Source organism: Rhizobium sp. TH2, assembly GCF_024707525.1.
Lineage (GTDB): Bacteria > Pseudomonadota > Alphaproteobacteria > Rhizobiales > Rhizobiaceae > Rhizobium_E.
In genome coordinates this window covers 1,501,725-1,525,204 of record NZ_CP062231.1, presented here as the reverse complement: position 1 = coordinate 1,525,204, position 23,480 = coordinate 1,501,725, and the positions used below count along the sequence as shown (strand labels likewise).

Annotated in this window: 17 protein-coding genes, 1 tRNA gene and 1 pseudogene; 13 read left to right on the top strand and 6 right to left on the bottom strand. The window is 60.7% G+C overall.

Going from position 1 to position 23,480, the window contains the following annotated elements; translation table 11 throughout:
• The first annotated feature begins 150 nt into the window (after positions 1 to 150).
• From IHQ71_RS07705 to dnaE2, 3 genes and pseudogenes are all read left to right on the top strand, one after another.
• Positions 151 to 699: a YidB family protein gene (locus tag IHQ71_RS07705; protein WP_258161355.1), complete on the top strand. Its 549-nt coding sequence runs from the start codon at positions 151 to 153 to the stop codon at positions 697 to 699.
• Positions 699 to 1,076, top strand: coding sequence for a response regulator (locus IHQ71_RS07700; RefSeq protein ID WP_258161354.1), 378 nt, complete (start codon positions 699 to 701; stop codon positions 1,074 to 1,076). The genes IHQ71_RS07705 and IHQ71_RS07700 overlap by 1 nt, the downstream gene beginning before the upstream one ends.
• A 113-nt stretch (positions 1,077 to 1,189) precedes the next feature.
• Positions 1,190 to 2,766, top strand: a pseudogene (dnaE2, locus tag IHQ71_RS07695) (error-prone DNA polymerase); the annotation flags it as partial.
• A 243-nt stretch (positions 2,767 to 3,009) separates the two neighbouring features.
• Here dnaE2 and IHQ71_RS07690 read toward each other — a convergent pair.
• The 3 genes from IHQ71_RS07690 to IHQ71_RS07680 form a co-directional block, all read right to left on the bottom strand.
• Positions 3,010 to 3,099 (bottom strand) — tRNA-Ser (locus tag IHQ71_RS07690).
• Positions 3,100 to 3,264: 165 nt separating this feature from the next.
• On the bottom strand, positions 3,265 to 3,588 hold the full coding sequence (locus tag IHQ71_RS07685; protein ID WP_258161353.1) for a hypothetical protein: 324 nt from the start codon (positions 3,586 to 3,588) through the stop codon (positions 3,265 to 3,267).
• A gap of 82 nt (positions 3,589 to 3,670) precedes the next feature.
• Positions 3,671 to 3,985, bottom strand: a complete 315-nt coding sequence (locus IHQ71_RS07680) for a hypothetical protein (protein WP_258161352.1) — start codon at positions 3,983 to 3,985, stop codon at positions 3,671 to 3,673.
• Positions 3,986 to 4,099: 114 nt separating this feature from the next.
• Here IHQ71_RS07680 and IHQ71_RS07675 point away from each other — a divergent pair, with 114 nt between their 5' ends.
• Both IHQ71_RS07675 and IHQ71_RS07670 read left to right on the top strand, forming a co-directional pair.
• The gene (locus tag IHQ71_RS07675) at positions 4,100 to 4,264 is read left to right on the top strand and encodes a hypothetical protein (protein WP_258161351.1); all 165 of its coding nucleotides are present in this window, start codon (positions 4,100 to 4,102) and stop codon (positions 4,262 to 4,264) included.
• Positions 4,265 to 4,339: 75 nt separating this feature from the next.
• A complete protein-coding gene (locus IHQ71_RS07670) occupies positions 4,340 to 5,803 on the top strand; it encodes a YdiU family protein (protein WP_258161350.1) in 1,464 nt (487 codons plus the stop codon).
• 71 nt (positions 5,804 to 5,874) lie between these two features.
• On the opposite strand, the gene IHQ71_RS07665 is transcribed toward IHQ71_RS07670, so the two are convergent.
• Positions 5,875 to 6,183 carry a PepSY domain-containing protein gene (locus tag IHQ71_RS07665; protein ID WP_258161349.1) on the bottom strand — a complete coding sequence of 103 codons (309 nt, stop codon included), beginning with the start codon at positions 6,181 to 6,183 and terminating at the stop codon, positions 5,875 to 5,877.
• Between the two features lie 368 nt (positions 6,184 to 6,551).
• Here IHQ71_RS07665 and IHQ71_RS07660 point away from each other — a divergent pair, with 368 nt between their 5' ends.
• The 3 genes from IHQ71_RS07660 to IHQ71_RS07650 all read left to right on the top strand — a co-directional run bounded on the left by IHQ71_RS07660 (position 6,552) and on the right by IHQ71_RS07650 (position 8,408).
• Positions 6,552 to 7,628, top strand: a complete 1,077-nt coding sequence (locus tag IHQ71_RS07660; RefSeq protein WP_308737929.1) for a GAF domain-containing sensor histidine kinase — start codon at positions 6,552 to 6,554, stop codon at positions 7,626 to 7,628.
• Between the two features lie 151 nt (positions 7,629 to 7,779).
• On the top strand, positions 7,780 to 8,121 hold the full coding sequence (locus IHQ71_RS07655) for a response regulator (protein WP_308737928.1): 342 nt from the start codon (positions 7,780 to 7,782) through the stop codon (positions 8,119 to 8,121).
• Positions 8,122 to 8,216: 95 nt separating this feature from the next.
• Positions 8,217 to 8,408 carry a DUF3008 family protein gene (locus IHQ71_RS07650; RefSeq protein WP_258161348.1) on the top strand — a complete coding sequence of 64 codons (192 nt, stop codon included), beginning with the start codon at positions 8,217 to 8,219 and terminating at the stop codon, positions 8,406 to 8,408.
• A 61-nt stretch (positions 8,409 to 8,469) separates the two neighbouring features.
• On the opposite strand, the gene IHQ71_RS07645 is transcribed toward IHQ71_RS07650, so the two are convergent.
• Complete coding sequence (locus IHQ71_RS07645) at positions 8,470 to 16,980, bottom strand: GH36-type glycosyl hydrolase domain-containing protein (protein WP_258161347.1); 8,511 nt, start codon at positions 16,978 to 16,980, stop codon at positions 8,470 to 8,472.
• Between the two features lie 150 nt (positions 16,981 to 17,130).
• Between IHQ71_RS07645 and IHQ71_RS07640 the strand changes: the two genes are divergently transcribed.
• Entirely contained in the window at positions 17,131 to 18,489 is a 1,359-nt protein-coding gene (locus tag IHQ71_RS07640; RefSeq protein WP_258161346.1) for a PQQ-dependent sugar dehydrogenase, read from the top strand.
• 11 nt (positions 18,490 to 18,500) lie between these two features.
• Positions 18,501 to 18,833, top strand: a complete 333-nt coding sequence (locus IHQ71_RS07635; RefSeq protein ID WP_258161345.1) for a hypothetical protein — start codon at positions 18,501 to 18,503, stop codon at positions 18,831 to 18,833.
• A gap of 18 nt (positions 18,834 to 18,851) precedes the next feature.
• On the opposite strand, the gene IHQ71_RS07630 is transcribed toward IHQ71_RS07635, so the two are convergent.
• Positions 18,852 to 19,526 carry a TetR/AcrR family transcriptional regulator gene (locus IHQ71_RS07630; protein ID WP_258161344.1) on the bottom strand — a complete coding sequence of 225 codons (675 nt, stop codon included), beginning with the start codon at positions 19,524 to 19,526 and terminating at the stop codon, positions 18,852 to 18,854.
• A gap of 318 nt (positions 19,527 to 19,844) precedes the next feature.
• Between IHQ71_RS07630 and IHQ71_RS07625 the strand changes: the two genes are divergently transcribed.
• From IHQ71_RS07625 to IHQ71_RS07615, 3 genes are read left to right on the top strand one after another with little or no spacing between them, the layout of a single operon-like run.
• Entirely contained in the window at positions 19,845 to 20,993 is a 1,149-nt protein-coding gene (locus IHQ71_RS07625) for an aromatic ring-hydroxylating dioxygenase subunit alpha (RefSeq protein ID WP_258161343.1), read from the top strand.
• A 29-nt stretch (positions 20,994 to 21,022) separates the two neighbouring features.
• A complete protein-coding gene (locus IHQ71_RS07620) occupies positions 21,023 to 22,126 on the top strand; it encodes a polyamine ABC transporter substrate-binding protein (protein ID WP_258161342.1) in 1,104 nt (367 codons plus the stop codon).
• 48 nt (positions 22,127 to 22,174) lie between these two features.
• Positions 22,175 to 23,293 (top strand): ABC transporter ATP-binding protein, encoded by a 1,119-nt coding sequence (locus tag IHQ71_RS07615; protein WP_258161341.1) that lies wholly within the window; start codon positions 22,175 to 22,177, stop codon positions 23,291 to 23,293.
• Positions 23,294 to 23,480 lie beyond the last annotated feature (187 nt).

The following is a 23,480-nucleotide window of genomic DNA, read 5'->3' as shown; positions in this document are numbered from 1 at the left end:
AAGGATCGACCTGCCCGATCCTAAAGAATTCGCGCGATAAATCCGTCAATCCAGCACGGCGAGCCCCGAACCATCTGCAGGGAACTCTCACACCTCTGAACCAGTTAGACGTGAGCAAAATCGTTTCACTGAAACCGAAGGAAAACCCCGATGTCCCGTGGACCACTTACCGCTCTTCTCGCCGTTCTCACCGTCGCCGGTTATCAGAATCGCGACAAGATCGCCGAAATGCTACGCGGCCTGCAGAACGGCCAATCGACCAATCCTGATGGCACCGTGGCACAAAACCAGGGAGGTCTCAGCGACCTGCTGGGCGGCCTTACCAAGGGCGGCCTGGGCAGCATCTTTGGCGGTTCGTCCCCAGGCGGCATCCTTAGCGGTGGCCTTGGGGGCCTTCTCGATCAGTTCAAGCAAAATGGTCTCGGCGACCGCGCGGACTCTTGGGTGACGACCGGCCCCAATCAACCCATCAACGAACCCGATCTTTCCCAAGCCCTCGGAGACGATGTCCTCAGTGAGTTGACGGCAAAGACTGGGCTGTCGAAAGAGGAAATCCTCAGCCGCCTATCGCGCGAGCTACCGAAGGCCGTCGATGACCTGACACCTGATGGCGTGGTGCCGAGCGAGGACCAATTTAACGGCACGACCGATCGCTCGGCAGCGCCGACATCCGTTCCAAGTGTCGGTCGGGTGGTCTGATGACCGCCAATCAGCCGATTGCCCTCGTCGTCGATGACGAACCAATTATTCGGATGGACACAGCCGATATGGTCGCCGAGGAGGGCTTTGAGGTCATCAAGGCGAGAACGCTCGAGGATGCATTCAAATTCCTGACCGACTGTCCATCACTCAAACTTGTCGTAACTGACATTGAGACGCCGGGATCGATGACCGGATGCCAGCTGGCTTGGGAGGTGGCGAACCGCTGGCCTCATATTTGCGTCGTTGTTGCGTCAGGCGCCGGGCGTCCAGTCGATGGCGAGCTTCCGCCATCGACGATCTTCATTGCCAAGCCAATCTCCCAGGACGTCGTTCACGAAGCTATCGAAGAATACTGCCATTGTGACGCACGCTGATTTTTGCCAGTGATTGCTGTGATAGGGGGAGGCTTGCAAATATAACGCCTGCGTTGGCCTCCTGTCGTTCGGTCAATTCCCGATTGCGGAGACTCCACCCAGGTTGATTGAGGGACATCCTCTGCCAGAGGCGAGGCTCGGCAGTCAATTCCGCCGTCTGCTATGTGCTCGGCATCACAGCAATCGACTCGGCCCGGAACGATCTGCTCTTCGAGCGTTCGTGTCCGAGGAGCGACGTGAACTGCCTGATATCGATGTCGACTTCGAGCATGAGCGACGTGAGATCGTCATGCAATGGATCTTCGAGACCTATGGCCGGGACCACGCCGCACTCTGTTCGACAGTCATTCGCTATCGCTCGAAGGGAGCTGTCCGCGATGTGGGCAAAGCACTCGGCCTGCCGGAGGATATGACCAAGATTCTCTCGTCGCATGTTTGGGGTCATGGCGAGGACATCGATGGCACGCCGGCGCGTGAGCTCAATTCCAATCTTGGTGACCGCCGACTGAGGCTGACGATCGAACTGGCGCAAAAGCTCGTCGGCTTTCCGCGTCACCTATCCCAGCATCCTGGTGGCTTCGTCCTGACACGCGATTGGCTGGATGACATCGCGCCGATCGAGCCGGCAGCCATGATCGATCGCCAGGTTGTCGAGCGGGACAAGGACGACATCGATATCCTGAAGTTTCATGAAGATCGATGTCCTGGCGCTCGGCATGCTGTCTTGCATGAAGCGTGGCTTCGATCTGCTAGAACAGCACAAGGGCATCAAGCACGACCTCTCGACGATCCCGCCTGAAGATCCGCGCACCTACCAGATGGTCCGCAAGCCCGATACGCTCGGGACGTTCCAGATCGAAAGCGGGCGCAGATGTCGATGCTGCCACGGTTGAAGCCTCGGACATTCTATGACCTGGTCATCGAAGTCGCCATCGTCCGACCGGGTCCAATTCAGGGTGACATTGTGCATCCCTATCTCCGGAGGCGAGAAGGCAAGGAGCCGGTCGTGTTCCCGCGTCCGGAGCTGGAGAAATTGCTCGGCAAGACGCTCGGCGTGCCGCTGTTTCAGGAACAGGCCATGCGGGTGGCGACCTCGCCTGGTGAAGCCGACCAGCTCCGGTCCATGGCGACCTTCAAGTTCACCGGTGGTGTCAGCCAGTTCAAGATGAAGCTGATCAATGGCATGAGGGCCAGTGGCTACGATCAGGATTTTGCCTATAAGACGTTCAGCCAGATCGAAGGCTTTGGTTCCTACGGCTTTCCCGAGAGCCATGCCACCTCCTTCGCCCTGATTGCCTACGCTTCATCCTGGGTGAAGTGCTGGCATCCGGATGTCTTCTGCTGTGCACTGCTCAATGCCCAGCCCTGGGCTTCTATGCGCCGGCGGAGATTGTCCGCGATGCCATTAACCACGGCATCGACGTGCGACCAGTTTGCGGTCAGCGCCTCACGCTGGGACTGCACACTGGAGCCGACAGCCGATGAGAGTCGCTTTGCCGTCCGCCTCGGCTTCCGGATGGTCAAGACGTTGGCCAACGCGCATGGCGTGACAATCGTCAATGAACGTGCCGACGAACCGTTTGCCTCCGTCGATGACATCTGGCGCCGAGCCCGTGTTCCGGTACCCGCTCTTGTCCAACTGGCAAAGGCGGATGCGTTTCGTCCGAATCTCGGCCTCGAACGACGCGAGAAAACAGTGCGGAAAGCTGGTATTGCCGCCCGGATGCCGATGCCTGATCGAACGGATGGAAGATCGGCACACGTCTTCATAACGCATCTTCGCAGGATGGAGGCCTGTAGAAAGCAGTGCCGCGTCTTAAGTTCGCGAATCGTTCGTGAATACGCGCTGACGCTGCCAATGGAACCCAAAGTGGGCCTCCAAGTGGGCCTATTGCCACTACATCGCAAATAAACTAGACAATACAAGGGGATATGGCGGAGAAGATGGGATTCGAACCCACGATACCCTTCCGGGTATACTCCCTTAGCAGGGGAGCGCCTTCGACCACTCGGCCACCTCTCCGTCACCGGCGTGATTAGACAAGCTCACCGCCGATATCAAGCCCTTTATGACATCGCATTGAGATTTGAGCGTATTTGGTCTGTGTGCGCGACATTTCGTACGGCGCGGCCATCGGCGGGCCAGACGGAAAGTCCCGGATCGAGCACGATCCGGGACTTCGAAACCTTACTGGTTGGTGGGCGTGGTCGGGTCGATGACTGCGGGCGCCTTTTCCAACTTCTCGCCTGCCGGAGGATTGTCATTGACGATGTTCTCGTTCTCGGTGACCGGTTCGGTCGCCGGGGCCGTGATCTGTGCGTTATCCTTCGGGGTCTGGGTGTCGATGCTCATGCCCCAGAATTCGGACGCGGCCCAAGCCAGCATTGCAAGGAGCAGGCCGACGACAAGCACATAAAGAACGGGCCGCCCGAGCACGCCCTGCCGGGCCTCGACGGGGCTCAGTTCCACGCGGCGATCGTCTCGGTCGCCATGGGGTTCATGGATTGCCATGGTCGTATTCCTCTACTGTTTACAGCCTTCTGCTGGAGATTGAACGGCCGGACGGCGGCTTGGTTCCGAAAACCGCCGTGGCTCATTTCTTCTTCAGTTGCGGATCCCGCGGATGGATCGCCATCGGATCGTCAATCGCGGGGGCGGGCTGGATGAAATCAGTGTCTCCGATCGCTGGCGGATTGAGCACGCTACCGCATGTCGCGAGCTGGTCGCTCAGCGAATCGTGTGGAACAATACCGGCCTGCGCATCGCCCGAATCCTTGTCCAGGCCCGTGAGGGGCGGCATTGCGGCATCGCAATCGCTGGAATTGACCGTCTGGGCATAGGAGGCGGTTCCGGCAAATAGCGCGGCGATCACAACGGCGATCGGGATCGTGCGGATTTTCAAGTTCATGACGAGTCTCCTTATGCTGTCCGTCATTTCGACAACCGCTGCGCTTGCCGTTTGTTCCGGGGAACGAGATGCGGCCCGGACACGTTGCGAGGGAAGCAACAAGGAGTGCGCGCCATGCAAAACAGTCCCCAGTCCCGCAAGGACAGCCTCGCCGATCCCAAGAAGACGCCGCCGGCAGGACCGCACGCCAAGGAAAAGCTCACCGATCGTGAGAAGACGCCCGGCACGGGTTCGCTGCCGGAGAAGAATCAGCCTGAGGTCGATGTCGGGCCGGACTGATCTTGCCGATGGGCGCTCGCGACATTATTTTTGCCTGATGACGGCGCGCCGCAACCGCGTGCCTGGGAAAGACCTATGCTCGAGTTCTCCAACACCTATTCCGAACTGCCCGACCGCTTCTTCGCGCATGTGAAGCCGACACTGGTGCCTGCCCCGAAAATGCTCAAGTTCAATCACGCGCTTGCGGATGAGCTTGGACTAGATGGGGCGATGCTCGATTCGGCCGAGGGTGCTGCGATATTTTCCGGCAACAAGGTTCTTGAAGGCACGCATCCGATCGCCATGGCCTATGCCGGCCATCAGTTCGGCGGCTTCGTACCTCAACTCGGCGACGGCCGCGCGATCCTGCTTGGGGAAGTGATCGACCGGAACGGTATCCGCCGCGACATCCAGCTCAAGGGCGCTGGCCGCACCCCCTATTCGCGCGGCGGCGATGGCCGTGCGGCGGTGGGACCGGTGCTGCGGGAATATCTCGTGAGCGAAGCGATGCATGCGCTTGGCGTGCCGACAACGCGGGCGCTGGCGGCAGTGGCGACCGGCGACGATGTCCATCGCGAGACGGTGCTGCCCGGTGCGGTTCTGACGCGCGTCGCGGCAAGCCATATCCGGGTCGGCACATTTCAGTTCTTCGCCGCGCGCGGCGATGTCGAGGGCCTCAAGTCGCTTGCAGATTATGTGATCCAGCGGCTCTATCCGGAACTCGAAGGCTCGGGGCCGCCCTATCTTGCGCTGCTCAACGCGGTTGCGGATCGCCAGGCGGCACTCGTGGCCCGCTGGATGCATGTCGGCTTCATCCATGGCGTGATGAACACGGACAATTCGTCGATTTCGGGTGAGACCATCGATTTCGGGCCTTGCGCCTTCATGGATGCCTATGACCCGGCCACGGTTTTCAGCTCGATCGATCGCGGCGGGCGGTATCAGTATCAGAACCAGCCGGGAATCATGCAGTGGAACCTCGCCCGGCTGGCCGAGACGCTGCTGCCGCTGATCGATGAGGACAGCGAAAGGGCCGTCGAGACCGCCAACCAGGTGGTGATCGACTATGCCGGCGCGTTCCAGCAATACTGGCTGGCGGGGCTTCGCCTGAAGATCGGCCTTCACACGAATGAAGATGCGGATGGCGAATTCGTCCAGGCGCTGCTGTCCCTGATGCATCAGGACGCGGTGGACTGGACATCGGCCTTCCGGGCGCTCGGAAACTCAGCCGGGGGCGACGACATGCCGTTCTGGAGTCTCTTTAAAGACAGGGCGGCGGCTGACAAGTGGCTGGCGGAGTGGCGCGCACGGCTTTCACGCGAGCCGGGCTTTGACGAGCAAAGGGCCGCTGGCATGGACAATGTCAACCCGGTCTACATCCCGCGCAACCATCTGGTCGAGGAAGCGCTGGCGGCGGCGATCAATGAAGACGATCTCGGTCCCTTTGAACGCATGAATGCCGTGCTTTCGAAGCCCTATGAAGAACAGCCGGGCGCCGAGCGCTACACCGAACCCGCTCCCGGTGACCGTGCGCCCTACCGGACCTTCTGCGGTACGTGAGACACAGAAAGAGCCAGCTTGCTTGCCGGCCCTTTCCGCAGTCCTCGCGTAGAACTCTCAACTTCGATGACTTATTTCTCCACGATATTGCCCTGGTGATCGACGCCGAGCGACACCAGAGTGTCATCCTTCATGGCCGTCGTGCGCCAGACACCGTCCGACTCCAGATCCAGATGACCGATACCGGTATAGCCGGCAGCAGCCAGCCGTTCGCGAACCTGCGGTTCGGTGAAGCTGTTTTCACCAGGAACAGGCATATTTGCATTGCCGTCATCAGTGACGACGGGCGGATTAATGCTTCCCGTCGTGTCTCCCTCCTGCGCAATGGCGGCCGCAGGCGTCAAAGCCAGGAACGCCGCGAAAAAGACGTATCTTTTCATGGTGTTACCTCCGATTTGTTCTGCCGCTGCCAAACGGCGTATGGGAGATAACCGCTGGGACTCTGAATTGTTCCTCGCAAAGACGGCCGGAAATTGCGTTCCTGCGCTGTTTGCAGGCGAACCACTAACCTTCGAAAACGTTACACAACTCGGATAGATTTGTTCCCGGTGCATTTGCAAAAACCGAGGGAAACTTCCATATTGACCATCTGTTCAAACAACCACCGCGAGAGAAACTTCGATTAGCAACATAGACGTACCGTCAAGCGGCCGGATGCACAATTTTCAATCCGATATCGATGCAATTGGCCGTGTGGCGGCCGTGCCCACGATCCTGGACGTCATCTGCAGGACGACCGGGATGCGCTTTGCCGCGATCGCCCGCGTCACCAGCGATCGCTGGGTCACGTGCGACGCTCGACAGCATCGATTTCGGACTGAAGCCCGGCGACGAACTCAAGGTCGAGACGACGATCTGTCATGAGATACGCCAGCACCAGGAAACGGTGGCGATCGATCACGTCGAGGAAAGCGCCGTCTATTGCGGCCATCCGACAGCAGCGATGTACGGGTTCCAGAGCTATATCTCGACGCCGATTTTTCTCGAGGACGGCTCTTTTTTCGGAACGCTCTGCGCGATCGATCCATTGCCCGCCAAGGTGGACAACCCGCAGGTCATCGGCATGTTCAAGCTGTTTGCCGAACTGATCGCTCGCCATCTCGATGCCGACAGAAGAATGGTCGCGAACGAACAGACGCTTTCGGAGCAGTTCGCACTTTCCGAGCTTCGCGAGCGCTTCGTCGGTGTGCTCGGACATGACCTGAGAAACCCGCTGGCGTCGCTTCAGGCGGGCATCAAGATGATCAGGCGCCGCACCGAGGACGAGGGCACGCTCAAGATTCTGATGATGATGCAGAACAGCATCGATCGCATGCTCGGCCTTGTCGGCAACGTTATGGATTTGACACGCGGGCGTTTGGGCGGCGGCATCAAGCTCGAGATCAAGGAGATCGACTCGCTGCAAAGCGACCTGATGCAGGTGGTCGATGAGTTTCGCTCGGCAGCGCCGGAACGGATGATTCTCACGGATTTACACGTTACCAGCCCGGTCAAAGTGGATAAGATCCGCCTTGGTCAATTACTGTCAAATCTCGTCGGCAACGCCTTGGCGCATGGCGATCCGGATCGCGAGGTTCGCGTCGAAGCGAAAACGCGTGACGGTCAATTCGAACTGGCGGTCGAGAACCATGGAACACCCATTCCGGCTGAAGTCCTGCCCAGGCTTTTCGAGCCGTTTTCGCAGAGCGCGGACAATGCGCCTCAAGTCGGACTCGGCCTCGGCCTCTATATCGCGTCGGAAATCGCCAAAGCGCACGGTGGACAACTCAACGCCCACTCGACGCCGGAGAAGACTCGCTTCACACTGACAATGCCCGCCGCATGATTAAGAATGAATATTAGCCGTTCAGGAACGTCTTCTTTGTAAGATGGGCACCAGAATGATACGCAAGCATGAGTAAACCTGCACAATTCTCTTCATTAGCCTCGGTTTTAGTCATTTGATCGCCAGCAGTTACAAAATCGCAGTCCTCGTCGTGGAAGATGAATTCCTGATCCGCATGGACATTGCCGACAGCCTGGAAAGAGCTGGCTTTGTTGTTCATGAAGCCGGCAATGCACGCGAGGCAATCGCGATCCTGGACAAGAACTCCGATATCCAGGCGATGTTCACCGATGTCGACATGCCCGGCGGCATGGACGGGGTAAGGCTTGCGGCATTCGCGCGCGACCGCTGGCCGCCACTCAAGATCATCATCACGTCGGGCTATCGCCGGGTTACCGCGAACGAGATGCCGGCGGAGTGTCGCTTCTTCGACAAGCCGTATAATCTCGACCGGGTCATCACGACCATCCGCGAGATGACCGTTTCCTTCTGAACTCGAAAAGCCTTCAGGAACGAAGGCAGCGATGCCGCGTTTTCTGGTCTGGGGAGAGCGCATCCGTCTCAACCCGTTCCGGAAGGAGTATGATCATGCCCGCAAAATCCCAGGCCCAGCAGAAGGCTGCCGGCGCCGCACTCGCTGCCAAGCGCGGCGACATGCCCAAAAGCAAACTCAAGGGCGCCTCGAAATCGATGGAAGAATCGATGAGCGAGAAAGAACTCGACAAGATGGCGTCGACCAAGCGCAAGGGCAAACCCGAGCATAAGACGACCAAGCATTAAATGGAAAAGGCCGGATCGCTCCGGCCTTTTCCATTTCCATCATGTATCAGCCGCTGTTCGCCTACGACGCTTTGACTGATGCGAGCGCAAACGTTCCGTCGGGTGACACCTCTCCGTTGACGGCGACGGCCAGCTTTTCCGATCCGTCCCGCGTCACCATGATCTCGTAGCGCACGCTATCCAGCACCAGCACGGCCTCGAAGCCCGGCCAGGCGGAGGGCAGGACCGGCTCGATCCGTATGCGAGGGCCCTCGCGGCGGATGCCTAGGATAGCCTCGACCGCCGTGCGATAGAGCCAGCCGGCCGAACCGGTGTACCAGGTCCAGCCGCCCCGGCCGGTGCGGTCGGCGGCACCATAGATGTCGGCGGCAACGACATAGGGCTCGACGCGGTAGATGTCCGCATCCTCTTTGGACAGTGCGTGATTGACCGGGTTGAGCATCGAGAACGCCTTGTAGGCATCGTCGGCGCGGCCCATCTTTGCCAGCGCATAGGCGGTCCAGATCGCGGCATGGGTATATTGGCCGCCATTCTCGCGCACGCCGGGCGGATAGCTCTTGATATAGCCGGGGTCCTTGTCGGAATGCTCGAAGGGCGGGGTGAAGAGCCGGATGATCTTGCCTTCTACATCGATCAGCTTCGACGAGACGCTGTCCATGGCCTGATTGGCGCGCGCCGGGTCGCCGGCGCCCGAGATCACGCTCCACGACTGGGCGATGGAATCGATGCGGCATTCGTCGCTGTCCTTCGAGCCGAGCGGTGAACCATCGTCGAAATAGCCGCGCCGGTACCATTCGCCGTCCCAGGCATTGGCTTCGATTGAAGCCTTCAGCTTTTCGCGATGGGCTGTCCAAGCCTTGGCATGTGCCTTGTCCTTGCGGGATTCGGCGATTGGGATCATCTTCTCCAGCGCCAGCATCAGGAACCAGCCGAGCCATGTGCTCTCGCCCCTGCCTTCGATGCCGACCCGGTTCATGCCGTCGTTCCAGTCGCCGCCGAGGATGAGCGGCAGGCCGTTCGCCCCGGTGCGCTGGATGGCGAGATCGAGCGCCCGGACGCAATGGTCGTAGAGCGTCGCGGTCTCGTCGGATTTCTCCGGCGGGAAGAAGGATTCGTGCTTTTCGCCAAGCGGCTCGCCCTTGAGGAAGCCGATCTTCTCGTCAAGCAGGGAAGCGTCACCGGTTACCGACAGATAGTAGGCCGTGGCATAGCCGAGCCAAACGACGTCGTCCGAGATCAGCGTGCGGACCCCTGCGCCTGACTTGGGCAGCCACCAATGCTGGACATCGCCCTCGGTGAACTGTCGGCTGGCTGCGTTGATGATCTGCGCCCGGGCGAGCCCCGGATCCTGCAGCATCAAGGCCAGGGTATCCTGCAGCTGGTCGCGGAAACCGAAGGCGCCGGAGGCCTGATAGAAGGCGCTGCGGGCACGGATGCGGCAAGCGAGGTTCTGGTAGGGCAACCAGGTATTGACCATGCGGTCGAAAGCCGGGTCGGGCGTCGAGACTTGCAGCGTTCCGAGGAAGTCCTCCCACTGCGCCTTGGTCTTTTCCAGCTCCGTCTCGAAGCCGACGGCCATGAGCCGCTCGATCAGGGGCACTGCCAGTTCCGAGGTATCGACATCGCCGACAAGGAAGAGCGTCTCCGATGTCTCGCCCTCGGGGATGGTGAGATCGATTGCGATGGCCGCGCATGGATCGCCGCCGCTCTCCGCGGAATTCGAAAGGGTAAGCCCCACCTCCACTGCCGAGGGCGCAAACGTATCCGAATTGCCGTCGAGAAATTCGCCGCGTGCCACGGTGTAGGATTGCAGAGGACGGCTGGCCGCCAGGAAGGCGGTCCGCGTGTTGTTGTCGATCGAGAACGGGTTTTGCGCCATCAGCGCGTTGACACCAGCCTCATGCCAGTTGCGGAGATAGGGCGCCGTCCGGGCACGATTGTTGCCGAGCACCCATTCGGCATAGGCATAGATGCGCAGCGTCCTGGCATTGCCGTTCTTGTTGGTAATCCGAAGGCGTAACAGCTTTGCCGGATCGTTGTCGGCGACGATCTGGGTCATCTCGATCTGCAGACCCTCGCTCTCCGTCCTGAACGTCGAACAACCAGGAGCATGACGTACTTCGTAGAGAGCTGCGGGATCCCGGCCGATGGCCGCGAAGGGCGAGAACGTCTTTCTCGCGGGGAGATCCCTGATGTAAAAGGCCTCGCCGGGCCGATTGACGACCGTGTCGTTGGTCCAGGGCGTCAGCTGGTAGTCGCGCGAATTCGAGCTCCAGGTGAAGGCCGCACCTTCCGCCGAGATGTGAAAGCCGAATGTTCCATTGGAGATGACGTTGATCCAGGGATGCGGCGTCGCCTCCCCGCCCCGGAGCCTGACTACATAATCGCGGCTATGCGGATCGAAGCCGCCATAGCCGTTCCAGAACAGGAGATCCCCACCTTCGACCACCGCGGGACTCTGGTTTGCAGGCACCACGGCCCGGCGTGCCAAATGTTCGGCGAACTTTCTGTCCTCAGCCGGAGCGACGCTCGACGCTGCCGCCTGCTCCTCGTGGGCCAGCTTTTCGAGCCGGTCGATCTGCTCGGAGATCGCGCCGTTGCGGGTGTGGAGCATGATGCGGGCCGCACTGATCAGCGCCTGGTAGGTTTCGGGCTCCATCAGGTCGCGGCGCACCGAGAAAATATGCTGCGCCGGCCCCGACGACAAGCCGCGCCGGCGGGCATTTTCGCACATGAAGTCGATGGCGTGCTGAACGCTCTGCGCATAGGAAGCAGCGCGCTCGTTGATGATCACGAGATCGGAAATAATGCCCCGCGAGCGGAGATATTCCTGCATCCGAAACGCTTTCTGGATGATCGCCAGATCCGCCTCGTCGTCGATCCTCAGCGCAAAGATCGGGAAGTCGCCCGAGATCGACATCGGCCAGAGCGCCGATTGCTGGGCGCTGACGACATTGCCCGGCGTCAGGATCTGCCGCAGCCGTGTGTCGGGATAGATCAGGAAGGAAGCGATGCGCTGGAAGAGCAGCGCTTCGGCATGCGTCATATCGAGATGGCGTATCTGTACCTGGGTGCGCGTCCAGGCGAGCCGGGCCTCATGTTCGAAATTCTCGGCATGCCGGTAGCGTGCTACCTGTGCCTCGAGTTCGGTGCGGTTGGGTGCCGCGATCGTCCAGAAGACGAGGTTGGCTTCCTTGCCCGCCGGCACGCGGATGGTCTTGCGGAGCGCGAAGATCGGATCGAGCGTGAAGCCCTGATGCGCTTCGAGCTTGGCATCCTTGTCGAAGGCGCGCGCGCTGCCGATATCCCGGCCCCGGCCGATGAAGGCGCGGCGGTCGGTCTCGGCCTGAACCGGCGAGCGGCTTGTCGAGCCGGCGATCAGATGCGCGACCTCGATATCCGGCTCGTCGTGGCTGCGCTTGTTGCGCCGGGCATAGATGACATCACCGCTTTCACCGATCTCGGTCTTGAGGAACATCTTGGAGAACACCGGATGAGCCACATCGTTATCCGGTGGCGAAAGCACGAATTCGCCATAGGACGTGATCTCGATATGGCGGTCGGTCGTGCCTGAATTGATGATGGTGATCCGGCGCCCCTCGGCATCCGCCTCGGTACCGACGATGACTTCGAGCTTGGATTTGATTGTGCCGACAACCTTGCTGAACTCCGCCTTCTCGTCGGCGAAGACGGTGATGGCCTCCTCGCCCTCGACGGATTTCGGCCCGGGTGCGGCCGACCACCATTCGCCCGAACGGACATCACGGAGGAATATGTGCGAACCCCAGTCGTCGATGCTCGGGTCGGGGCGCCAGCGAGTCACGGCCTGGCCGTTCCACATCGAATATCCCGAACCGGTCGCGGTCACCATCACGGAGTAATGACCGTTCGACAGCACGTTGACCGAGCGACGCGCCTGCATCGGATCTTCGATCATCCGGTATTTCTGGACCGTCATCAGATCGGACGCGTCCGAAATCGGTTCGCCGGCATCTGGTGTGCGGATCGGGACAGCCTCGCGCGGCGCCTTTTCCTGAAGCAGCAGTTCGGCGGCTTCGATGACAGGATCGCTGTGGAAGCGGTCACGCAGGCGGCCGTTCAGCACGGCGTTGCCGATCGCGGTGATCGACATGCCCTGGTGATGGGCCATGTAATTGTGCACCACCGCGTAATCCTTGCCCTCCGGCAAACGTGCTTCTGTGAAGTCGATGGCGTCGTAATAGCCATAGACGCCGAGCGCCCCGATCGCGTCAAGCTTGGCCATATTGGCGACCGCCTCGCGCGGCTTGAACTGGCTGGCCAGCAGGCTCGCATAGGGCGCGATGACGACATTGTTGCCGAGATCACGCTTCAGACCGAGGCCGGGCACGCCGAAATTGTGATACTGGTAGTTCAGTTCCCGGTCGCGGGCATGATAGGCCGATTCCGAGACTCCCCAGGGGATGCCGAGTGACTTGCCGTAGGCGATCTGGCGTTCGATAGAGAGGTTGTCGGACTGGTTGAGGATGCCGCCCTGACGCTCGTGCATCACCACCGGCGGCATCAGATATTCGAACATCGAGCCCGACCAGGAAACGAGCGTTGCCCGGCCGCCGATCGTGGTGACGGGACGGCCGAGGCGGAACCAGTGCTCGCTGGCGATATCGCCCTTGGCGATAGCGAACAGGCTGGTGAGGCGCGCTTCCGATGCCAGCAGATCGTAGCAGGATTCGTCGAGCTTGCCCTCCTCGCCGCGATAGCCGATCGAAAGCAGGCGACGTTCCTTGTTGAGCAGGAAACCAAAATCCATGTTGAAGGCGAGCGCCCTCGCCCGTTCGCCGAGACTGTCGAGTCGCGCGCGCACCTCGTCCTGTCCCTCGCGGTCGAAGACCGCGTCGGCGAAATGCGCCTCGCAATTCCTGTGCAGGCGATCGGCCCATTCGACGAGAAGCTTCGTGCCATCACTGCCGATCTCTCGATCGAGGTCGTGGGCAAAGCCCAGAATCTCGCTTGCGACCACAGAGAGCCCGATCGTGCGGACCGGGGCGAATTGCGGCTCGCCGAGATAAGCTTGCAGTGTCTTTTCGAAGCCTTCCAGCCGTTCTTCAAGACGACGCCTCAAGGGGCGGATGCTGCGGCGATCGTCCGGGACTGTCGCCAGCGTCGCCCTGAACACGCGCGCAGTGTCGCCGATGCCCCTTATGTCTCCAATTAGGTGGACGGCCAGCGCCGCCGACCAGTCCTTGAGGGTAGAGGACACGACGATCAGGTGGCCGGCAAGATTGCCGCTATCGACCGTCGAGACATAATGCGGATGCATCACGTGCAGGTCGTTCGTGTCGTACCAATTGTAGATATGGCCCTTGAACTTCTCCATCCTCTCGACCGTCGAAATGGTCTGTTCGAGCCGACCAACGCAATCGAAGAAGCTGATCCAGCCCATGTCGCGGGCGGTGATGCTGGACAGCATATAGAGGCCGATATTGGTCGGCGAGGTACGAGCCGCCACAAGCGGCACCGGCAATTCCTGGAAATTATCCGGTGGCAGGAAATTGTGTTCAGCTGTCACGAAAGTCTCGAAGAAGCGCCAGGTCCGGCGCCCGATCGTGCGCAGCGTCGCGGCATCGGCATCCGAAACGTCGAGGCAATCCTCGTTTTCCAGCGTCTGGCTCGTCCACCATGCGAGAGCAGGCGCCACAAGCCAGATCAGGCCGAAGACGGACGCGATCACCGCATCGGCCGGATTGACGGCGAAGACGAGAAGCATGGACGCGACGGCAATCAGCGGCGATGCCCACATCTGCCTGTAATAATAGACGATGCCGCCCGCTCCCTCGCTCAGCACCTGCTGGGCAGTTCGCCATTCGAGCAATTTCGCACGGCTCACGAACATGCGATGCAGGGTGCGGACAATGGCATCCACCATCAATCCGGCATTGTGGGCCATGAAGGCGATGGACAGCCCCATCTGCGCCATCAGGTCGATGACATCGTTGATCAGCGCCCGGGCATGGCTTTCGGGCGAGACTCCGACCTGGCGCGGCACCACGCCAGTGAAGAGCGAAATCACCGGCCCCACGAAGAGTGCTGCTATCAGGATCATCTGCCAGAGCGCCGCAGGGGCCGGTCCCAGCAGACACCAGCCGAGCAGCGACGCCACGATCCATGTGCCTGGCATCAGCGAACGGCGCAGATTGTCCAGCATCTTGAACCGCGACAGCGCAGTCACATTCGCCTTGCCGCCGAAGATATAGGGCAGCAACTGCCAATCGCCACGCGCCCAGCGATGCTGGCGCGAAGCCTCGACTTCATAACGAACCGGGAAATCCTCGATGAAGGCAAGATCGGTGACCAGCCCGCTGCGGGCAAACGAACCCTCGAGCAGGTCATGGCTGAGGACGGTATTTTCCTCGATCCGGCCCTCCAGTGCGGCCTGGAATGCATCGACATGATAGAGGCCCTTGCCGGTGAAAGAGCCTTCGCCGAACAGGTCCTGATAGATGTCGGACACCGCAAAGACGTAAGGGTCGAGCCCCCGGTCGCGCGAGAAGATGCGCTGGAACACGGAGGCCTCGTCGCCCGTCGTCAGCGATGGCGTGATGCGCGGCTGGAGGATGGCATATCCATCGGTCACGCGGCGGCTCTCGGAATCGATCACCGGCGCGTTGAGCGGGTGGGCCATCTTGCCGATCAGCATACGGGCGGAATCGCGCGGCAGCCGCGTATCGGAATCGAGCGTCAATACATACTGGATATTCTCGGGCAACGGCGCGGATGGCGGAAGAAACGTCGTGTCGTGATCGCCTCGGATGAGCAGGTTGAGTTCATGCAGCTTGCCGCGCTTGCGCTCCCAGCCCATCCACACGCCTTCCGAGGGATTGTAGAGCCGGCGGCGGTGAAGCAGGAAGAATCGGCGCGGCCCGGCCGAAGCGTATTTCGCAGCGAGCCGGTCGATCTCGGCTTCCGCGAAAGTCAGCAAGTCGCGATCCTCGGCACTCTCCTCCACCGGGCTGTCGGCCCAGTCGGCGAGAAGCGCGAAGAATATCTCCCGGTCGGGATTGGCGAGGTAGTGAACCTCGATATTGCGCGCGAGCCCATCGACGCTATCGCGGTTCGAAAACAGGCAGGGGATGACGACCAATGTGCGGGCGGTTTCGGGCACGCCCGACTTGAACTCGAAGCCCGGCAGATGGGACGGCGGAACGGTGGCGAAGACGATGGAGCGGTAGAGTGCGGATGCGGCTTCGAGTGCCGGCAGAGCGAAGGCGAGCAAGAGCATCATGATGCCGATGGCAGCAAGCGGAGTGGTCGCCAGGAACCACCACGCCAGCGCGATGACAATGCAGGTCAGCACCAGGCTGGGGACGACCAGCGAGGCCAAACCGGCTATTCTAACGACATGCTCGATGCGTTCCGAAAGCGGCGCTTTGTAGCCAACGGCCTGCTTCAGTTCTGCGGCGCCCTTGTCGGCGAGGTAGTAGCCGACATTGTCGGTGCGCGGGTCGCCGGATTTGGCACCCACCGACATTTCGAGGGCCAGTTGAGCGACTTCCATTTCCGATTTCGGCGAACGGCGCGCGACCCGTTCGATCGCGGTGCGATAATGATTGCGGGTCCGTGCATCCAGCGTCGCGAAATCCGAGGCTTCCCGGAGTGCGACGTCGACCTTGGAAATCTCCTCGAACCATTGGGTCCAGTCGAAATCATCGATCCGCTTGAGGCTGCGGATGATATTGCCGACCGTGAGGTTGCCGGTCGAGATCCGGCTATGCTCGAGGACAATGGCTTCCTCGGCATCGATGCCGCGCGCCTCAAGCTGCTCCTCGAGCCAAGTGAGCGCCTCCGCGGCGGAGGCCGAATCCTCGCGCAGGCGATAGAGAAGCTGGGCGGTGAAGCTGTTGTCGGTGGTGAATTTTTCTTGCTCTCGGAATGCGCGACCTGGATCGGTATTCTCCCGGTTCGAAGCGAGGAAATCGGCGAACCGGTTGGCCTCGTCGCGCATGCGGCGGGAAACATCGACGCGATCCGAGAGGCGACGGAGGTTTTCCAGAAGCACATAGCGCAGGATCGCGGGAATGGCCCATATCTCGCCGATCGTCAGCGTCTCAATCTCCTGGAAGCCCTCGACGATGGAGGTCAGCGAATCCGGCGTGAATGTGCTGTCCGTATGAGCGACGTAATCCCAGGTCAGTGCGAACATGCGCGGCAGCCGCATGCCGGCGGTCATCTGCATATCGGGCAATTGGCGGAAGAACTTCACCGGCAGATCGCGCCTTACCTGACGAAAGTTCTCCTTGACCGTATGATGATGATCGAGCAGCCATTCGGCGGCGGGTGTGATCATCTGCTTGCGGCGCGAGGCATCGGCGATCGCGCTGTAGTTTTCGAGGATGGCGCGCTCGTTCTCGTTCAGCCGGTGCGGGAAGCGGAACTCCGAGAAACCGACGAGTTCGGCCGATTTGGTGACCGCAAGGTTGCGCCCGAGCGCTGCGAGTTCGTCAGCGGTCTGGAAATCGCTTCTGATCGGCGACGAGGAATCGATAATGGTCTTGACGGAGTCCGAGGGCTCCGTTCTTTGAGAATGGACATTCATTATTGTTGTTCTCGCCCGCTGGGTTCTGCCCACGGTAACGTTCGCGCCTGCGAAAATGTTCCAGAGGCTTGCGCCGTAAGCGCCAGCCATGCAACCAAATTCGCGCAGGCTCGTTTCCGTCGCGTCATCAAACATGCAAAAGGGTGCGCAATGCTTCGGCGATTCCTCGTTTCGATCCTCGTCGTCATCCTGATCGCCGTCGGCGCGGTAGCCGCCGTCTATTATTTCGACCGGGAGTCGGCGACGCTGAATGCAGAGGATGGATACGGCACGGAGCCCAAGCTACCGCCGCCGAATGCAACCGTTTTCCCGACGGTGAATATAGCCGAAGCATCAAGCTGGCCCGAGGGCGAGACGCCTGTTGTCGCAAACGGCATGAAGGTCGTGGCCTTCGCCAAGGGACTAGACCACCCGCGCACGCTGCTCGTCCTGCCGAATGGAGATGTGCTTGTTGCCGAGACGAACAAGCCTGCGAAAGAAGACACCGGCTTTTCGATAAGAGGCCTTGCCGAGGAGTTCCTGATGGGCCGAGCCGGCGCGCAGACCGGCAGCGCCAACCGCATCTCCCTTCTGCGCGACGCCGATGGCGATGGGGTCGCGGAGACCCAGGAGGTTTTCCTCGAAAACCTCCACTCGCCGTTCGGCATGACGCTTTCGAAAGGGACGCTCTATGTCGCCAATACCGATGCGATCATGGCCTTCCCGTATAAGGACGGCGACACGAAGATATCGGCGGCTGGCGAGAAGATCGTCGACCTGCCGGCCGGGCCCATCAATCATCACTGGACCAAGGATCTCGTCGCGAGTCCTGATGGCAGCAAGCTTTACGTGACCGTCGGCTCCAACAGCAATGTCGGCGAGAACGGTATGAAGAACGAGGAGAACCGGGCAGCCGTGCTTGAAGTGGACATCGCGGCGAAGAAGACGCGGCTCTTCGCATCAGGGCTGCGCAATCCCAACGGCATCACCTGGAATCCGGAATCGAAAGCGCTCTGGGTCGCGGTCAACGAGCGCGATGAGATCGGCAGCGACCTCGTGCCCGACTATATGACCTCGGTGAAGGACGGCGGCTTCTATGGCTGGCCCTATAGCTATTACGGCCAGCATGTCGATGTGCGCATCGAGCCGCAGAAGCCTGATCTCGTCGCCAAGGCCATCGTGCCGGATTACGCGCTCGGGCCGCATACCGCCTCGCTCGGCCTGACGTTCAATACGGGCGATCTGTTTCCACCCGAATACAAGAACGGCGCCTTCGTCGGCCAGCATGGCTCGTGGAACCGGGTTCCGCGCAGCGGTTACAAAGTGATCTTCGTGCCCTTCAAGGCGGGCAAGCCGGATGGCCGGCCCGTCGATATCCTGACCGGTTTCATCGGTCCCGACGACAAGGCGCGCGGCCGGCCGGTTGGCGTGGCCATCGACCGGGCGGGCGCGCTGCTCGTCGCCGACGATGTCGGCAACATCGTCTGGCGGGTCACGCCCGAACTACCCAAACAAGCCACCAGCAACTGAGGAGCAAGGACATGACCAGTATCAACCAGGCCGATGGAACAGGCGAGATCGATATCGGCGGCACCGTGTCGCCGGTCTCCTATCACGTCATTGCAAGGCCACTCGACGACGGCGCGCGCACCAGCGTGCATATCGAAGTCAGCCTGCCGCGCGACTGGCTGGTGGCTCGCGGTTTCAAGTCCGAAGCGGTGTTGATCCGCGAGGACGGCACCCGACAGTCCGTGCATGCCGAAGACCACCTTGACGCGACGGCGCCGCTGTCGGTGCTTCTGACAACACCGCCCGAGTCGGTCGCGTCCGAGGGCGAACTGGGTCAACGCTTCCCCGAACTGATTGTCCACTAACCCGTGGCGTCAAAAGAGCTAGGATGCAGCCCGCTGGCCGCATTCGATCGCGCCATGGTGATCGAAGTGCCGGGGATAGAACGCCGTGAGCATATTGAACATGGTGCCGAGCGATTCCTGGCGGCTATAGGGTCCGGTCATCGTCATCAGATCGAACCACATGCCGTTCAGCGTGACGCGGATCGCACGTGCCGTGTGTTCGGGGAGCGATGGATAACCGCCCTCCTCCGTCAGTTCAGCGCAGAGTTTCTCCATGGCGTGAAGGTACTCAAGGTCGAACTCGGCGCAATTCTCCTGATAGATCGGCCGGCTCTGCGCCTCTGCCCAGAGGGCAGACCACGCGGCCATCCGTTCCGGCGCGCTGATCGTGTCGTCGATATCGGCGCGGATCAACGCCTCCATCCGCGCAGCAGGCGTCTGGCGGCATGTCGCAAGCGCCCCCACCCAATTGTCGCGGTACTCCCGCGCCATATATTGCAGCGTCTCGGCGAGCAACTTCTCCTTCGTCTGGAAGTGGAAGATGATGAGGCCGTGCGACAGGCCGGCGGTCGCGGCCACCTCGGTCAGGGTCGTGCGGGAAAAGCCGACCCGGGCAAGCGTCGCGATCGTCGCATCGATGAGCTGCTGACGGCGGAATTCCCGGCTCGCCTTGCGGGGCGACGGCTCGATAACCGCAAGTTTGCTCTCTTCCATGCGCAGTCCTGGCCCCATTGCATTTTCACTCGACGATCAAATCCTGAACGAAAAAAACAAAAAAATCGACCCCATGCGGCAAAATTTATTGATTGACAGTTCAGTCAAAATGAAAAAAGCTAGGCGCCAACGATGATGCGACCCACAAAAGTGGGCGATAGGGAACTGGCAATTGGGAGATAACCGGATCATGCTGGATGCATGTGGACCGACCGCGATTGCGGCCGCCGTCGTGCCGTTGCTGTTTTCGGGGCCCGTCCAGTGCCTCGAATTCCTGATGTCCTCTTCCTACGAATTCTGTTGAGAGAGGAGCGCGCAATGAACCAGATGCAGATCCCCCACCCGGCATCCCCGCTTCTTCCTCATTGCGAGCCTTCGCTCCCGGCCCTCGCCTACTACGATGCCGACTGGTTCGCCGAGGAACAGAAGACGATCTGGGCGCGGAGCTGGGTCTATGCGGGCCGCGTCAACGACCTGCCTGTGATGACCATGCGCCGCGTCGAGATCGCCGGGCAGAACCTGATCCTGGTCCGCGACCGCGAAGGCGCGATCACCGCCTTCCACAATACCTGCCGGCATCGCGGCTCCGAACTTTGCGCCGAGCCGGCGCGCAAGCTGAATTCCCGGCTGATCGCCTGTCCCTATCACCAGTGTAGTTACGGGCTCGACGGCAGGCTGGTGCGCACGCCTTTCGTATCGATCACGCCGGATTTCAACAAGGACGATTTCACGCTCTTCAAGGTGCATGTGAAGCTGTGGAACGGCTTCATCTACCTCTGCCTGGCTGACGATCCGCCGGATTTCGCAGATGTGCCTGATCTCGGCGCGCACGCCCTCGACAACTGGCCGACGGAGAGCCTCGTCACCGGCCACACATTTACCAAGACGCTCGACTGCAACTGGAAGGTCTTCTGGGAAAACTACAATGAATGCCTGCATTGTCCGGGCATCCATCCCGAACTTTCGGCCGCCGTGCCGATCTATTCCAAGGGCTACATGGCACCCAACGAAGCGCCCGATTGGACGCCGGAGCAGGAAGCCGAACATGCGCTCCGCGAAGGCGCGATGACCTGGTCGATGAATGGGCTGGCCTGCGGCCCTGAATTCACCACGCTGACCCAGGCCGAGCGCGATGCCGGCCAGACCTTCGTGACCCTGGTTCCGACCATGTTCATCGTCGCCCATGTCGATTACATCAGAGCCGTGTCGCTCAAGCCGCTGGGGCCGGAGAGAACCGAACTCAAGGCCGAATGGCTGTTCCCGGCCGAGACGCTGGCACAGCCCGATTTCGACCTCGGCAACGTGGTGGATTTCGCCACGCTCGTAATGAGCCAGGACGGCGCCGCCTGCGAGATGAACCAGCGCGGCCTCAAATCCTCGAAATTCACCGAAGGCGTGCTGATGCCGCAGGAATTCGATGTCTACCGGTTCCAGTCATGGATCCGCGATCGCATGGAACAGAACTAGCTCCAGAGGAAAGAGAAGAGGTCGAGACCATGACTGAAATTACCAGACGCACAGCACTCACCCTGATCGGCGCCACGGCCCTTTCGGCACCCTTTATCCGGCGCGCACGCGCCGAAGGCACGCTCAATGTCTATAACTGGGCGGACTATATCGGCGAGACGACGATCGAGGATTTCCAGAATGCCTCCGGCATTGCGGTGACCTATGACAACTATTCCTCGGCCGAGGAAATGCAGGCCAAGATGCTTGCGGGTTCAACCGGTTACGACGTCGTCTTCATGGCCGGGGTGAGCCTTCCGAACTTCATCAAGGCGAAAATCTACCACAAGCTGGACAAGACCAAGCTGCCGGGCTGGACCAATCTCGATCCGGCCATCCTGAAGATCATGGAGACCTGGGACCCGGGCAATGAGTACGCGGCGCCGTATATGTGGGGCTCCGTCGGCTTGAGCTTCAACCTCGACATGGTCAAGGAGCGGCTGCCCAACGCCGACCTTCAATCGCTCGACATTCTGTTCAAGCCGGAGAATGCCGCGAAGCTCGCCGATTGCGGCATATCCGTGCTCGATAGCCCGACCGACATCATGTACATGGTGCTGAAATATATCGGCAAGGATCCCAATACGGCGACCGAGGCCGATTACCGCGCTGCCGCGGAGGTGTTCAAGCCGATCCGCCAGTACATCAAGACGTTCGACAATTCGAACTATCTCAACGCCATTCCCAACAAGGAACTCTGCCTCATCAACAACTGGTCGGGCGACTATGCCACGGCCAAGACGCGCGCCAAGGAAGCGGGCGTGGAGATCAACCTCGCCTACTACGTGCCGAAGACCGGTTCTCCCGCCTGGGTCGATACGATGTGCATCCCGTCGGATTCCGCAAGTGTCGACAACGCCTACAAGTTCATCGAATACATGCTGCAGCCCGAAGTGGCCGCCAAGTGCTCGAATTTCACCAACTATGCCAACGCCAACGCCAAGGCCAAGCCCTTCCTCGATCCGGCGGTCGCCAACAATCCGGCCGTCTATCCGGATGCCGAGACGATGAACCGCCTCTTCGTCACCAAGGCCCAGACGGAAGAACAGGAACGCGCGCTGACCCGCGTCTGGACGGATGTGAAGTCGGGCTGAGGCCCGCCTTTCATTTCACTGTCAGACGAATCCACAATCGAGGTCATCATGGTTCAAAGCAACGAGCAGGCCAATTCAAAGGCCTTCGTGAAAATCGAGAATGTCACGAAAACCTTTGCGGGCCTGCCCGCTGTCAAGAATGTGTCGATCGACATCGCCAAGGGCGAACTGTTCGCCCTGCTCGGCGGCTCCGGTTGCGGCAAGACCACGCTTCTGAGGATGCTGGCCGGCTTCGAAACGCCAACATCTGGCCGGATCTTCATCGACGGCAAGGACATGACCGGCGTGCCGGCCTATGAGCGGCCGGTCAACATGATGTTCCAGTCCTATGCGCTCTTCCCGCACATGACCGTCGAGAAGAATGTGGGATACGGCCTCAAGCATGACAGGATGAGCGCAGCGGAGCGCAAGGATCGCGTCAGGCAGATGCTTGATCTCGTGCAGCTTTCCGAACTCGGCCATCGCAAGCCGCACCAGCTCTCCGGCGGCCAGCGCCAGCGGGTGGCGCTTGCCCGTTCGCTCGCCAAGCATCCCAAAGTGCTGCTGCTCGACGAGCCGCTCGGTGCGCTCGACAAGAAGCTGCGCGAGCATACCCAGTTCGAGATCGCCAATATCCAGGACAAGACAGGCATCACCTTCGTGGTCGTGACCCATGACCAGGAAGAGGCGATGACGCTGGCAACCCGCATCGCCGTGATGGATAAGGGCGAAGTGCGCCAGATCGGCTCGGCGACTGAGGTCTACGAATATCCTAACTGCGCCTTCGTGGCGGGTTTCATCGGCTCGATCAACATGTTCGACGGCGAAGTCCAGTCGATGAACGGCACGGCATCCGTGGTGGTGCCGAAGCTCGGCGCGACCGTCACCGCGCCGCAAAGCTCGACGATCCGCCAGGGCGAGAAGATCAAGGTCGCGGTGCGACCGGAAAAGATCCACATCACCCGAGACCAGCCTCTGGCCGGGGCCAATGCCGTGCAGGGCACGGTTCAGGACCTCGGCTATTTCGGCAAGGATTCGCTCTACCGCATCAAGCTCGATAGCGGCACGGTGATCGCCGTCAACAATGTGAACTCGCGGCGCGCGGCCGAGAGCGAGCGCGTGGCGCAGTGGGAAGACCGGGTCTGGCTTTCCTTCGAGCCCTCCTCCGTTATTCTGCTGAGGGATTGAGGGTGATGGGCATGCTTGTTCTTCGTGGTACCCCCCTCTGCCCTGCCGGGCATCTCCCCCTCAAGGGGGGAGATCGGCAAGTGGCTACCCGCCAACTCATCTCTCAACGTCGCATTCTGGTAAACCGCCGTTTCGATGGAGCGATGAGCGCGCTCCATCCGATCTCCCCCCTTGAGGGGGAGATGTC